Source organism: Blastococcus saxobsidens, assembly GCF_002938435.1.
GTDB classification, from domain to species: Bacteria; Actinomycetota; Actinomycetes; order Mycobacteriales; family Geodermatophilaceae; genus Blastococcus; species Blastococcus saxobsidens.
The window spans coordinates 1-12,911 of sequence record NZ_POQT01000035.1; the positions used below are offsets into that span (position 1 = coordinate 1).

Here is a 12,911-nt window from a genome sequence, read left to right on the forward strand (position 1 = left end):
CGAGCCGGCCGTGCCGCGCTGCACCGGCCGGGCCGCGCGGCCCCCGGGCGGCGGGGACTCGGCGAGCAGGTCGCTGCGCCGCCGCCCGAATCCACCGCGGTCGGCGGCCGCGTCGTCGGCCCGCCGCTGACGGATACCGGTGTCGTCGTCGTCCTCGAGGCGGCGACGGCGGGCCTGCTGCCGGGCCGCGGACTCGATGTCGGCCTCGCGGAGGATCTCGGCGAGCGACCGCCCTCCCGTGTCCGGGTTCCAGTCCGGTTCGGCCATCACGCCCCTCCCATCGAGTCCAGCCTGCGCAGGATGACACCTTCGCGCAGCGCCCACGGACAGATCCGCACGCACGGTACGTCCAGCGCACGCAGAGTTGCGGCAGCGACGACCGCTCCAGCGGGAACCTGGTGCGCGCGGTCGGACGAGACACCCGGCAGCTCGGCCAGCGCGGCGGACTCGATGCGCGACACGAAGCCCACCAGCTGCCCCAGCCCGGTGGCCGTCAGCTCGCGGTGCGCCCGCAGCCCGGCCGAGGACGGCGCGGCCCCGGCGAGGCGGGCGAGCGTGCGGAACGTCTTGCTCGTGGCCACCACGAGGTCGGGCGGCCCGACGGCGGTGATCTTCTCGGCGGCGGGCGCGAGCAGGTCGGCGGCGTGCGCGGCGAGCGCGTCCAGGGCGGTGAGGTCCGGCCGGCCCCCGTCCCGCGCCTCCGGCAGGAAGCGGCGCGTCATCCGGCCGGCACCCAGCGGCAGCGACAGCGCCACCTCCGGGTCCTCGTCGATCCCGGCGGCCAGCTCCAGGGAGCCCCCGCCGATGTCGAGGACCATCAGCCGCCCCGCGCTCCACCCGAACCAGCGGCGGACGGCGAGGAAGGTCAGCCGCGCCTCGTCCTCGCCGGTCAGCACCTCGAGCTGGACGCCGGTGCGCTCGCGGATCCGCTCCAGCACCTCCAGCCCGTTGGCCGCCTCGCGGATCGCGGAGGTCACCAGGGCCATGAACTCGTCGCACCCCTGCGCCTCGGCCTGCTCGCAGGCGTCCTGGACCGCGCGCAGGAGCGCCTTCTCCCCCGCCCTGGACAGCACGTCGTCCGGCCCGACGTGCTCGGCCAGCCGCAGCACGGACCTGTCGTCGTGCATCGGTGTGGGGTGTGCGCCGCGGTGGGCGTCCACCACGAGGAGGTGCACGGTGTTCGAGCCGACGTCCAGCACCCCGAGTCGCATGCGCCCAGTCTGCCCGACGGCCCCCTCCAGAGGCTCGCGGCGAGCGGAGCGAGGCGCGAGGGGGAGGGGGGTGCTTCTCTACGCTGGTGCGGTGCCCGACGCCCCGCCCCCGGAGGTTCCCCTCGACTTCCCGCGGGAGTGGGTGGAGTTCCCCGACCCGGCCGACCCCGAGCACGTCGTCCGCGCAGATCTGACCTGGCTGGCCTCGGCGTGGACCTGCGTGTTCGGCCGCGGCTGCGCCGGCGTGGTAGAGGGGCGCCCGGACGACGGCTGCTGCAGCCACGGGGCCTTCTTCACCGACGAGGACGATTTGCACCGGGTGACCGCCGCCGTCGCCGACCTCGGAGACGAGGACTGGCAGCTCGCCGCGGTCGGCCGTGGGGCGTGGACCGAGGAGGACCCCGCCGACGACGAGCCCACCGGCGAGGGGACGTGTGTCCGGTCGCTGCGCACGCGGGTGGTCGACGGGGCATGCGTCTTCCTCAACCGGCCGGGGTTCCCGGGCGGCGGCGGCTGCGCGCTGCACCGCATGGCGCTGCGCACCGGGCTGCACCCGCTCACCACCAAGCCCGACGTGTGCTGGCAGCTCCCGGTGCGCCGGGAGCAGGAGCACGTGGACCGGCCGGACGGGACGCGCGTCCTGGTGTCCACGATCGGCGAGTTCGACCGGCGGGGCTGGGGTGCCGGCGGCCACGACCTGCACTGGTGGTGCACCGGCTCCCCCACGGCGCACGTCGCGCCCGAGCCGCTGGTGGACACCTACGCCGCCGAGCTCACCGCCCTGCTGGGGGACGCCGCCTACGCCGAGCTACGCCGGCTGACCGAACTCCGCCTCGACCAGGGTCTGATCGCCCCCCATCCCGCGAGCCCCCGGCCGGTGCCCGTCGAGCTGCACCGCCGCCGCCCTGGCACCTGACGCCGGCCGGCCGGCGCGGAACGTCCGGCGGTAGGCCCTCGGGGAGACGCCGCGCCGGCGGGTGAACTGCTCGCGCAGGCCGGCGGCGGTGCCGAAGCCGACCAGCCGCGCGACCTCCTCGACGGAGGCATCGCTGTTCTCCAGCAGTTCCTCGGCCGCGGCCAGCCGCTGGCCCAGCAGCCAGGCGTGCGGCGTGGTGCCCGTCGTGGCCCTGAACCGCCGGGCGAAGCTGCGCGGGCTCATGAGGGCACGCCGGGCCAGCACGTCCACCGAGATGTCCTCGGCCAGGTTGCGCCCGGCCCACTCCAGGACGACCCCGAGCAGGTCGTCCTGGCAGGCGGGCACGGGCGCGTCGACGAACTGCGCCTGGCCGCCGTCGCGGTGCGGCGGCACCACCATCTCCCGGGCCAGGGCGTTCGCCGCGGCGGCGCCCCACTCCCGCCGGAGCAGGTGCAGCAGGGTGTCCACACCGGCCGCCGTCCCGGCCCCGGTGATGATCGACCCGTTGTCGACGTAGAGGACCGACGGGTCGACGTCGAGCCGGGGGAACCGGGCGGCGAGCTCCCCGGCGTACTTCCAGTGGGTGGTGACCCGCATGCCGTCGAGCAGCCCGGCAGCCGCCAGCACGAAGGCGCCGGTGCAGTGGCTGACCAGGACGGCGCCCCGCGCCGCGGCGGCGCGGAGGGCGTCGAGCAGCGCTGCCGACGGGTCCTCCTCGTACAGCTCCCACGCGGTGATGAGGACGATGTCGGAGCGGTCCAGCCGGTCGAGGCCGTGCTCGACGGCGATCGCGATCCCCGTGTCGGTGCGGAGCAGCCCGGGCTGCTCGCTGACCAGCGCGAAGTCGAACCGCGGCAGGCCGAGCTGCCGGCGGTCGTAGCCGAACACCTCGGCGGCGACCCCCACGCCGAAACTGCCGACGAGGCCGTCGGCGACGAGGGCGCTGACCACGATCGGGGGGTCGGGAAGGCTCATGTCGGCATGATGGCAGAAAAGACGCGATAGCGGTCACATCTGCCACTCGTCCCGGGAGCCGGCGAGGGCCAGGCTGATCGCATGCTGCTGATCACCTGCCCCGTCACCCGCTCCGACGAGCTGGTCGCCGACCGGCGGATCCGGTCGGTCGTCAACCACCCGACGCACGTGGCGCTGCACGTGGACTGCCCCGCGTGCGGAGCCGTGCACGTCTACCGGACCGGCCGTCGGTGGGAGGCCACCCGGGCCGCCCGTGCGGCACAGCCGGCCGCGCCCGCTCACCGTGCGCAGCACCCGGTCCCGGCCTAGGCTCGAACACATGAGCGAATCGAACGCCAACAGCCAGCCCGCCGCGTCGGCGGAGAAGGACCCGGCCGACTGGGTGACCGGCGACGAGCCGGCCACCGGCGCGCAGAAGAGCTACCTGGAGACACTCGCGCGCAACACCGACGAGGACGTCGACCCCGACGAGCTCACCAAGGCCGAGGCCTCGCAGAAGATCGACGACCTGAAGAACTGAGCCGTCGGGGCGGCCGACCCTGCCCCTGCCCCGGCCCCCGGCGGAGCAGGGGGCCCTGCCTCAGGCCTCGAGCTTGTAGCCCAGGCCCCGCACCGTCAGCAGGTAGGTCGGGTTGGCGGGGTCGGGCTCGAGCTTGGCGCGCAGCCGCTTCACGTGGACGTCCAGGGTCTTGGTGTCGCCGACGTAGTCCGACCCCCACACGCGATCGATCAGCTGGGCGCGGGTGAGCACCCGGCCCGCGTTCCGCATGAGGAACTCCAGCAGGTCGAACTCCTTGAGCGGCAGGGCCACCGGCTGCCCGTCGACGGCGACCACGTGCCGCTCGACATCCATCCGGACCGGACCGGCGGTGAGCACACCTTCGTCGGACACCGACTCCGCCGCCTCGCCGCGCCGCCGCAGCACCGCGCGGATCCGGGCGACCAGCTCGCGGGCCGAGTAGGGCTTGGTCACGTAGTCGTCGGCGCCGAGCTCCAGGCCGACGACCTTGTCGATCTCGCTGTCCTTGGCGGTCAGCATGATGATCGGCACGTTCCCCCGGGCGCGCAGCGCCCGGCACACCTCGGTGCCCGAGAGCCCGGGCAGCATCAGGTCCAGCAGCACGATGTCGGCGCCGTCGCGGTCGAACTCGGCGAGCGCATCCGGGCCGGTGGCGGCCACGACGGTCTCGAAGCCCTCCCGGCGCAGCATGTAGGACAGGGCGTCGGAGAAGGACTCCTCGTCCTCGACGACCAGCACGCGGGTCATGAACGCTCGGACTCCTTCGACTGGGGGGTGGGGACGACGGCCGGTGGGGACATGGGGTGGTCGGCGGGCTCGGCGAGCGGGATGCGCAGGGTGAAGGTCGACCCCAGGCCCTCCTCGCTCCAGACTGTGACCGAGCCACCGTGGTTGCTCGCGACGTGCTTGACGATGGCCAGCCCGAGGCCGGTCCCACCGGTGCTGCTCGCCCGCGACTGGTCCACGCGGTAGAAGCGCTCGAAGATGCGGTGCCGGTCCGCGCGCGGGATGCCGATGCCGCTGTCGGTCACGGTGATCTCGGCGAACCCCGAGCGCGACCGGGCCGCGACGGCGATCCGGCTCTCCCCCTCGCTGTAGGCCACGGCGTTGGCCAGCAGGTTGGTGACCGCGGTGGCCAGCTGGTTCTCCACCCCGCGCACGCGCAGACCCGGCTGCCCGCCCACGACGATGTCGAGCTTCTTGGCGCGGGCCGCGGTGCGGGTCCGGTCCACGGCCTCGGCCAGCACGCGGTCGACCTCCACCGGCAGCAGCTCCGGCAGCGGCTCGCCGCCCTGGAGCCTGGAGAGGTCGATCAGCTCCCGGACCAGCCGGCCCAGCCGATCGGCCTCGTGCGCGATCCGACCGGCGAACCGCTGCACCGCCTCCGGGTCGTCGGCGGCGCCCTCGATCGCCTCCGCCAGCAGCGCCAGGGCGCCGACGGGGGTCTTCAGCTCGTGCCCGACGTTGGCCACGAAGTCGCGCCGCACCGCCTCGACCCGGCGTGCCTCGGTCACGTCCTGCAGGAGCAGGGCGACCGGCCCCGGCCGCTGGACCGTCCCGCTGTCCAGGCGCACGCCGTGCACGCCGACCAGGCGCGGACCCGCGCCGACCAGGTCGCCGGGCAGCTGGATGTCACCACGCCGGCTGCCGGCGGCCCGCACCTCGCGGGCGAGGGCGAGCAGCTCGGCGACGATCAGCCGGTCACCGCGCACGATGCCGAGCGCCCGGGCGGCGGGGTTGGCGAGCAGCACCGCGTCGTCGGTGCCCACGAAGACGATCGCCGGGTCGATCAGGTCGACCAGCCGACGGGCCAACGCCGCCTCGGGCAGCGTCAGGCCCGGGACGTCGGCGGAGGGACCCGAATCGGTGCGGGAGCGGATGAGGACGGTGGCGACCACCACCCCACCGAGGACGAGGCCGACCACCAGGGCGACCAGTGGACTCACGGCCCAGATGCTAGGCGTCCACGGGCGCTTTCCCGGCCGTGCGGCACGGGTTCACCGCCCGGACGGGTCAGAGTTCACTGCTGAGTGGGTCGACGTTCACCTGGCGGCGAGCGACCCGCCCTCGGTGGCGCCTACCGTCGCCGGGGAACCACGACGAGAGGACGACCCGTGCGCGACAGCTACCGCGAGGAACTCGACGACATCAACGCCTGTCTGGTGGGCATGGCGAACGCGGTGGGCTCGGCGATGTCCACGGCCACCACCGCGCTGCTCGACGCCGACGTCGCCCTGGCCGACCTGGTGATCGCCGGCGACGAGCAGATCGACGCCATGCGCGAGAACATCGAACAGCGCTGCTTCACCTTGCTCGCCCGCCAGCAGCCGGTCGCCGGCGACCTGCGGGTCATCACCACCGCGATGCGGATGGTGAGCGACCTCGAGCGGATGGGCGACCTCTGCGAGCACATCTCGAAGGTGGCGCGGATGCGGTTCCCGGAGCACGCCGTGCCGCAGGAGGTCCGGCCGGCCTTCCTCGAGGCCGGGCACGTCGCGGAGATGCTCATCGCCAAGGCCGGCACCGTGATCGCCACCCGCGATGTCGAGGCCGCCCGCGAGCTGGAGACCGACGACGACGCGATGGACGCGATCCACCGCGAGCTGTTCCGGGAACTGCTGTCGGACAAGTGGCCGCACGGCGTCGAGACGGCCATCGACATCACGCTGCTGGGCCGCTACTACGAGCGGTTCGGCGACCACGCCGTCGGCGTCGCCCGCCGGGTGGTCTACCTGGTCACCGGCGAGCGGCACGTGCCCGAGGTCAGCCACCCCTGACGGCGGCAGGCCCCCTTGCAGGGCCCCGCCCCGAGCGTGCGAGGGGTGGGGGGCAAGGGGGTCCTTTCACTTGCCCTGGTTCTTGACGGCCTCGATGGCGGCCGCGGCGGCCTCGGGGTCGAGGTACTCCCCGCCCGGCTTCCTGGGCCGCAGGTCGGCGTCGAGGTCGTAGCGCAGCGGGACACCGGTCGGGATGTTGAGCCCGACCACCTCGTCCTCGCCCATGCCGTCCAGGTGCTTCACCAGCGCGCGCAGGCTGTTGCCGTGGGCGGCCACCAGGACGGTCTTGCCCTGGCGCAGGTCCGGGACGATCGCGTCGTACCAGTACGGCAGCATCCGGACGACGACGTCCGCCAGGCACTCGGTGGCCGGCCGCGCCTCGGGCGGCAGGAACGAGTACCGGGCGTCGGTGTCCTGGGAGAACTCGCTGCCCGCCTCGATCGGCGGCGGTGGCGTGTCGTAGGAGCGACGCCAGGTCATGAACTGCTCCTCGCCGTACTCGGCGAGGGTGGCGGCCTTGTCCTTGCCCTGCAGCGCGCCGTAGTGCCGCTCGTTGAGCCGCCACGAGCGCATCACGGGGATCCACTGCCGGTCGGCCTCGTGCAGCGCCAGCTCGGCGGTCATGATCGCCCGCCGGAGCAGCGAGGTGTGCGAGACGTCGGGCAGCAACCCGTGCTCGGCCATCAATCGGCCGCCGCGGGCGGCCTCCTCGCGCCCCTTCTCGGTGAGCGGCACGTCCACCCAGCCGGTGAAGAGGTTGGCCTTGTTCCACTCGCTCTCGCCGTGGCGGAGCAGCACCAGGGTTCCCGGGGAGGTCGTCACGGCGATCATCCTGCCGGACGGCGCCGGAGCGGGCAGCGCCGACCGCCGGGCCGGGGTCAGGCCGGCGCCAGCTCCCGCTCCCCGTCCCGCACCCAGCGCACCGCCGCCGCCACGACCTGCGCGGCCTCGCGCAGCTGCTCCTCGGTGTGCGTGGCCATCACGGTCAGCCGCAGCACGCCCCTCCCCCGCGGGACGGCGGGGTAGGCGACCGCGTTGGCGTAGACGCCGTGGTCGAAGCAGTACCGCCAGGCCGTCGCGGTCACCTCCTCGCTGCCGGTCGGGACGGCGAGGACCGCGCCGCGGCCGGGGACCGCCGGCGCCCCGGCCTCGGCCAGCGCCGTGCGCAGCAGCTCGCCGTTGCGCTGCAGACGGGCGATCCGCTCGGGCTCGGCGCGCAGGATGCGCAGCGCGCTGAGGGCGGCCGCCACCGAGGCCGGGTCGTTGGCCGCGCTGAAGACGTAGGGCACGGCGCCGGCGCGGATGCCGTCGGCGGCCGCGCGCGAGGTCATCACCGCACCGCCCACGCTGGCCAGGGACTTGCTGAGCGCGACGGTGACCGCGTCGACCCGGTCCAGCACCCCGGCCTGCTCGGCCGCGCCACGCCCCCCGGCGCCGAGCACCCCGAGTCCGTGCGCCTCGTCGACGACCAACCGCACCGAGTGCCGCTGGCAGAGGGCGACGATCTCGGCCAGCGGGGCGAGCTCGCCGGTCATGGAGTAGACGCCGTCGACCACGATCACGGCCCCGGCGCGGGCGTCCAACCGCTCCAGCCGGGTGCTCAGCGAGTCCAGGTCGTTGTGCCGCCAGCGGACGACAGACCCCCGGCTCGCCGCGGCAGCGGCGTGCAGGCTGGCGTGCACGTGGGCGTCGACGAGCAGGACGTCGTCCGGCCCGCAGACGGTGGACAGCAGCGCGAGGTTGGCGTTCACCCCCGAGGAGGTGAGCACCGCCGCCTCGGTGCCGTAGTGGTCGGCCAGCTCCCCCTCCAGCTCCAGGTGCAGCGCGGTGGTGCCGTTGAGCACCCGGCTGCCCGAGGCGCTCGTGCCGTAGCGGCGCAGCGCCGCGACCGCCGCCTCGACCACCCGGGGATCACCGGCCAGACCCAGGTAGTTGCCCGTCCCGAGGTTGATGCGCGCCCGGCCGTCGGCGTACGTGGTCACCGGCAGCGGCGCGCCGCCGGTGGGAACGGAGTGCGTGGCCTGGCCGGCGTCGTTGTGCTCGCGCAGCAGCGCGGCCAGCGGGTTCTGCAGGAGCGGCGCGAAGGGGTCCCGGCGTCCCGGCCGGGGGCCGGAGGCGTGGTCGGGCACGGGGGACTCCCTCCGCGGTGTCGCGGGAGGCCCCGCCTGCGTCGCGGCAAGGATCGCCGATCGCAGGGGCCGGACGTCAACTCTTCGTTGCCCGATCGAGTCACTCCGTGACCGAGGACACCTCGCGGCGCCTGCCCGGCAGCCAGATCAGCACCACCCCGGCGGCCACGATCGAGGCCGCCGCCGTACCGATCGCGGTCACGTGCATGGCCGAGACGAAGGCCTCGCGGGCCGGACCGACCACCTCGGCGGCCGCCGCGACCGCCTCCGGGTCGCCGTCGGCCTGCACCCGGCGGACGGCCTCGAGGGTGGCGACGATGGACTGCGCGGCCTCCTCCCGCGCCTCCGGCGGGAGCCGGTCGGCCGCCGCGCCGAGGTGCGCGGCGTAGGAGGCGGTCAGGATCGAGCCCAGGATCGCCACGCCGAGGGCCCCGCCCACCTGGCGCACCGAGTTGTTCACCGCTGCGCCGGCGCCGGCCTTGTCGCGGGGCACGACGGACATGATCGACTCGGTGGCCGGCGCCATGACCGCCCCCATGCCGATCCCCTGCACGGCGAGGACCCCGACCAGCAGCCACAGCGGGGTGGTCAGCCCGAGCAGCTGGACCCCGAGGAAGGACAGCGCGATGAGCGCGAAGCCGGTCGCGCAGACCGCCTTGGCGCCGAACCGGTCGGCCAGCCCGGAGCTCGGCGGCGCCATGACCGCCATGCCGAGGGCTACCGGGATGAGCGCGGCACCGCTCTCCAGAGGGCTGTAGCCGAGGACACCCTGCAGGTAGAACACCAGGTAGAACGTGGCGCCGAGCAGCGCGAAGAAGTTCAGCCCGAGGGCGCCCGCGGCCGCCGAGAAGGCGGGGTCGCGGAACAGCGAGACGTCCAGCGCGGGATGGGCGGAACGGCGCTGCAGCCAGACGAACAGCGCGAGCAGGATCAGCCCGCCCAGCAGCGGCACCAGGACGCCGGGCGTCGTCCAGCCCTCGCCGCTGCCACCGCGGATGATCCCGTAGACGAGCCCCGCCAGGGCGACGATCGACAGCAGCACACCGGGGACGTCCAGCCGGCCGGGGCTGGGGTCGCGCGACTCGGGGACGACCGCGAAGACGGCCACCAGGCCGAGCACGGCGACCGGCACGCCGACGAGGAAGACCGCCCCCCACCAGAAGTGCTCGAGGACGGCCCCGCCGGCCAGCGGCCCGCCGGCGATGGCGATGCCCGCGGTCCCCGCCCAGACGCCGATGGCCCGTCCGCGCTCGTGCGGCGGGAAGACGTTGGTGATGACGGCGAGCGTCGTCGGCTGGACCGCCGCACCGCCGGCGCCCATGACCGCACGCCAGGCGATCAGCTCCAGCGGGCTGTCGCTGAAGGCGGCCAGCACCGAGCCGACGGCGAAGACGCCCAGCCCGATGAGCAGGACCCGGCGGCGGCCGATCCGGTCGCCGATGACGCCCCAGGAGAACAGCAGCCCGGCGAACACGAGGATGTAGGAGTCCACCGCCCACTGGAGCTCGCCCTGGGTGGCGCCGAGCTCCCGCTGGAGAGTCGGGATGGCGACGTTGAGGATCGTGTTGCCCATGATCACCACGAGCAGGCAGACCGTCATGGTGGCCAGCACCCACCAGCGGCGGGAGTAGCCGGGGGAGGTCTCGACCCCGGGCCTCAAGACCGGCGGGTGGGATCCGCGAACGACGCGAAGGCCTCGAGGTTGCGCAGCGGCTCCCCGCGCTTGACCCGCCACTCCCACTCGCGGCGGATGGCGGTGCCGAACCCGATCTCCAGCATGGTGTTGAAGTGGTCGTCGGCGTAGCTGAGCACCGCGCCGAGGAGGCGGTCGAGCTCATCGGGGGTGACGGCGGCGTGCGGCAGCCGCCCGGTCAGGTAGACGTCGCCGACGGAGTCGATCGAGTAGCTGACGCCGTACATGCGCGCGTTGTGCTGCAACAGGTAGGTCCACAGCTGCTCGCGGTTCTCGTCCGGCTGGCGGCAGACGAACGCCTCCACCCGCAGCGAGTGCTCTCCCACGATCAGCCCGCAGACGGTCTTGAGCTTCTTGGTGCCCGGCAGGTCGACGAGCCAGGTGCCCGGCCGCGGGTGCTCGTGCACCAGCTCGCTGTCGCGCAGCGTCTGGTCGATGACGGCGTCGAGCTCGTCGACCGTGCTCACCGGGCCACCGACATCCCGGGCAGCGAGCGCAGGGCACCGCCCCGCCGGGCCCGCCGGACCGGAGCGGCGGCCATGTCACGGGCCGCGGCGGCGTAGCCGTCCACCAGCGCGTCCACGGTGCGGTCCCAGGAGAAGCGGCCGGCGTGCCGTCGGGCGCCGGCGGCCAGCAGCTCCCGGCGGGCCAGGACGGCGCGCACCGCGACCGCGTAGTCGGCCGGGTCGTGGCCGGGGACCAGGACGCCGGAGACGCCGTCGCGGACCGCCGTCGGCAGCCCGCCCACGGCGGCCGCGACGACGGGGGTACCGCAGGCCTGCGACTCCAGCGCCACCAGGCCGAAGGACTCGTTGTGGCTGGGCACCACGGTGACGTCGGCGGCGCGGTAGAAGTCGGCGAGCCGCTCCGGGGGCTGCGGCGGGGAGAACCGGACGATGTCGGGGATGCCCAGTTCGACGGCCAGCTTCTCCAGCTGCCGGGGCGCGTCCAGGCCGGTGCCGCTGGGGGCGCCGACGACGTGCACCTGCAGCCGGTCGCGCAGCGCCGGGTCGTCGGCGAGCATCCGGGCAGCCGTGCCGAGCAGGACGTCGGGGGCCTTGAGCGGCTGGATGCGGCCGACGAAGAGCAGCACGACGGCGTCGTCCGGGACGCCGACGGCACGCCGGGCCGCCGTCCGGCTGCCGGGGGCGAACCGGTCCAGGTCGACGCCGGGCGGGACGACGAGCGTGCGGGCCGGGTCCGCGCCGTAGAGGCGCACCAGCTGGCGGGCCTCCTCGTCGGTGTTGGCGACCAGCCGGTCGGCCTCGGCGACGACCTGCTCCTCGCCGATCACCCGGGATCGGGGCTCGGGACGGTCACCGGCGGCCAGCGCCTCGTTCTTGACCTTGGCCAGGGTGTGCGCGGTGTGCACCAGCGGCACGCTCCACCGGTCCCGGGCGAGGTAGCCGACCTGGCCGGAGAGCCAGTAGTGGGAGTGGACGACGTCGTAGTAGCCCGGCTCGTGCTGGGCCTCCTCGCGCAGCACCGCGGCGGTGAACGCGCACAGCTGGGCCGGCAGTTCCTCCTTGCCCAGACCCTCGAACGGACCGGCGCTGACGTGCCGCACGGTGACACCGGGGCTCATCTCGACGACCGGCGGGAGGTCGCTGGAGGTGGCGCGGGTGAAGACGTCGACGGCGATGCCGCGGGCGGCCAGCCGGCGGGAGACCTCGACGATGTAGACGTTCATGCCGCCCGCGTCGCCGGCGCCGGGCTGGTCGAGGGGGCTGGTGTGCACCGAGAGGGTCGCCACCCGCCGGGGCAGCCCCGGACCCGGGAAGCGGCGAGCGGGCACGTGCGACCTCCCGCTCTGCGCTGCACCGGCTGGTGCGGATTCCTGGCCGGGCGCCTCCGCGGCACCCCCGTCTGGTTCCCATCCTGCAACAGCGCGAGGATGGCCCGCATGCCCGACCCCACCGAGACCACCCCGTCCGAGTCCCGCCCGCTGCCCGGTCGCGGGCGCACCGCCGTCGTCACCGGGGCCTCCAGCGGCATCGGCGCGGCGACCGCTGCCCGGCTGGCGGCCGAGGGTTTCGACGTCGTCGTCGGCGCCCGCCGGGTCGACCGGCTGGAGGAGCTGGCGTCGTCGGTCGGGGCGCGGGCGCTGCCGTTGGACGTGACCGACCCGGCGTCGGTCGCGGCGTTCGTGACCGCGCTGGACCGGGTGGACGTGCTGGTCAACAACGCCGGCGGGGCGTTCGACGCCAACCCCGTGGCCGATGCCGACCTCGACGCGTGGGCGCGCACCTACGAGGTGAACGTGCTCGGGACGGTGCGGCTGACCAAGGCGCTGCTCCCCGCGCTGCGGGCCTCAGGTGCGGGTGACGTGCTGTTCGTCGGCTCGACCGCCGGGCTCACCTCCTACGAGGGCGGGGCGTCCTATACCGCGGCCAAGCACGGGGTGCACACGCTGGCGGAGACGTTGCGGCTGGAGCTCTGCGGCGAGCCGGTGCGGGTCATCGAGATCGCGCCGGGGATGGTGCGCACCGAGGAGTTCTCGCTGAACCGGCTCGGTTCCGCCGACAAGGCCGACGCGGTCTACCAGGGTGTGCGCGAGCCGCTGGTGGCCGAGGACGTCGCCGACTGCATCGCCTGGGCGCTCACCCGCCCGCACCACGTGAACGTGGACCTGCTCGTCGTCCGCCCCCGCGCCCAGGCCGCCCAGCACAAGGTCGCGCGGGAGAGCTGAA

Annotated in this window: 14 protein-coding genes and 1 pseudogene; 5 read left to right on the forward strand and 10 right to left on the reverse strand. The window is 74.5% G+C overall.

The window, feature by feature from the left end:
* Positions 1-267 (reverse strand): annotated as a pseudogene (locus tag C5507_RS17640) (hypothetical protein); the annotation flags it as partial.
* Positions 267-1,211, reverse strand: a complete 945-nt coding sequence (locus tag C5507_RS17645; protein WP_104529818.1) for a Ppx/GppA family phosphatase — start codon at positions 1,209-1,211, stop codon at positions 267-269. The pseudogene C5507_RS17640 and the gene C5507_RS17645, both read right to left, overlap by 1 nt.
* A 91-nt stretch (positions 1,212-1,302) precedes the next feature.
* Between C5507_RS17645 and C5507_RS17650 the strand changes: the two genes are divergently transcribed.
* Complete coding sequence (locus C5507_RS17650) at positions 1,303-2,127, forward strand: DUF3109 family protein (RefSeq protein WP_104529819.1); 825 nt, start codon at positions 1,303-1,305, stop codon at positions 2,125-2,127.
* On the opposite strand, the gene C5507_RS17655 is transcribed toward C5507_RS17650, so the two are convergent.
* Positions 2,020-3,102 (reverse strand): helix-turn-helix domain-containing protein, encoded by a 1,083-nt coding sequence (locus C5507_RS17655; protein ID WP_104529820.1) that lies wholly within the window; start codon positions 3,100-3,102, stop codon positions 2,020-2,022. The two genes, C5507_RS17650 and C5507_RS17655, sit on opposite strands and share 108 nt — an antisense overlap.
* An 81-nt stretch (positions 3,103-3,183) precedes the next feature.
* On the opposite strand from C5507_RS17655, the gene C5507_RS17660 reads away from it, so the two are divergent.
* Together C5507_RS17660 and C5507_RS17665 are read left to right on the forward strand one after the other, a co-directional pair.
* Positions 3,184-3,411: a hypothetical protein gene (locus C5507_RS17660; protein ID WP_104529821.1), complete on the forward strand. Its 228-nt coding sequence runs from the start codon at positions 3,184-3,186 to the stop codon at positions 3,409-3,411.
* Between the two features lie 10 nt (positions 3,412-3,421).
* A complete protein-coding gene (locus C5507_RS17665) occupies positions 3,422-3,622 on the forward strand; it encodes a DUF3072 domain-containing protein (RefSeq protein ID WP_104529822.1) in 201 nt (66 codons plus the stop codon).
* 60 nt (positions 3,623-3,682) lie between these two features.
* Here C5507_RS17665 and C5507_RS17670 read toward each other — a convergent pair whose 3' ends face one another.
* Both C5507_RS17670 and C5507_RS17675 read right to left on the reverse strand, forming a co-directional pair.
* The gene (locus C5507_RS17670; protein WP_104529823.1) at positions 3,683-4,369 is read right to left on the reverse strand and encodes a response regulator transcription factor; all 687 of its coding nucleotides are present in this window, start codon (positions 4,367-4,369) and stop codon (positions 3,683-3,685) included.
* The gene (locus C5507_RS17675) at positions 4,366-5,568 is read right to left on the reverse strand and encodes a sensor histidine kinase (protein ID WP_207225852.1); all 1,203 of its coding nucleotides are present in this window, start codon (positions 5,566-5,568) and stop codon (positions 4,366-4,368) included. Before C5507_RS17675 ends, C5507_RS17670 begins: the two co-directional genes overlap by 4 nt.
* A 168-nt stretch (positions 5,569-5,736) precedes the next feature.
* Here C5507_RS17675 and phoU point away from each other — a divergent pair, with 168 nt between their 5' ends.
* Positions 5,737-6,399, forward strand: a complete 663-nt coding sequence (gene phoU, locus C5507_RS17680; RefSeq protein ID WP_104529825.1) for a phosphate signaling complex protein PhoU — start codon at positions 5,737-5,739, stop codon at positions 6,397-6,399.
* A 66-nt stretch (positions 6,400-6,465) separates the two neighbouring features.
* On the opposite strand, the gene C5507_RS17685 is transcribed toward phoU, so the two are convergent.
* The 5 genes from C5507_RS17685 to mshA form a co-directional block, all read right to left on the reverse strand.
* The gene (locus C5507_RS17685) at positions 6,466-7,230 is read right to left on the reverse strand and encodes a phosphoglyceromutase (RefSeq protein ID WP_211295533.1); all 765 of its coding nucleotides are present in this window, start codon (positions 7,228-7,230) and stop codon (positions 6,466-6,468) included.
* Positions 7,231-7,277: 47 nt separating this feature from the next.
* Positions 7,278-8,528 (reverse strand): aminotransferase class I/II-fold pyridoxal phosphate-dependent enzyme, encoded by a 1,251-nt coding sequence (locus C5507_RS17690; RefSeq protein ID WP_158657638.1) that lies wholly within the window; start codon positions 8,526-8,528, stop codon positions 7,278-7,280.
* Positions 8,529-8,628: 100 nt separating this feature from the next.
* Positions 8,629-10,188, reverse strand: coding sequence for an MFS transporter (locus C5507_RS17695; RefSeq protein WP_242611179.1), 1,560 nt, complete (start codon positions 10,186-10,188; stop codon positions 8,629-8,631).
* Positions 10,185-10,688 (reverse strand): type III secretion system chaperone family protein, encoded by a 504-nt coding sequence (locus tag C5507_RS17700; RefSeq protein WP_104529827.1) that lies wholly within the window; start codon positions 10,686-10,688, stop codon positions 10,185-10,187. The genes C5507_RS17695 and C5507_RS17700 overlap by 4 nt, the downstream gene beginning before the upstream one ends.
* Positions 10,685-12,016 (reverse strand): D-inositol-3-phosphate glycosyltransferase, encoded by a 1,332-nt coding sequence (gene mshA, locus C5507_RS17705; protein WP_104529828.1) that lies wholly within the window; start codon positions 12,014-12,016, stop codon positions 10,685-10,687. Before mshA ends, C5507_RS17700 begins: the two co-directional genes overlap by 4 nt.
* A 108-nt stretch (positions 12,017-12,124) precedes the next feature.
* Here mshA and C5507_RS17710 point away from each other — a divergent pair, with 108 nt between their 5' ends.
* Positions 12,125-12,910 carry an SDR family oxidoreductase gene (locus C5507_RS17710; protein WP_104529829.1) on the forward strand — a complete coding sequence of 262 codons (786 nt, stop codon included), beginning with the start codon at positions 12,125-12,127 and terminating at the stop codon, positions 12,908-12,910.
* The last annotated feature ends 1 nt before the right edge of the window (position 12,911 follow it).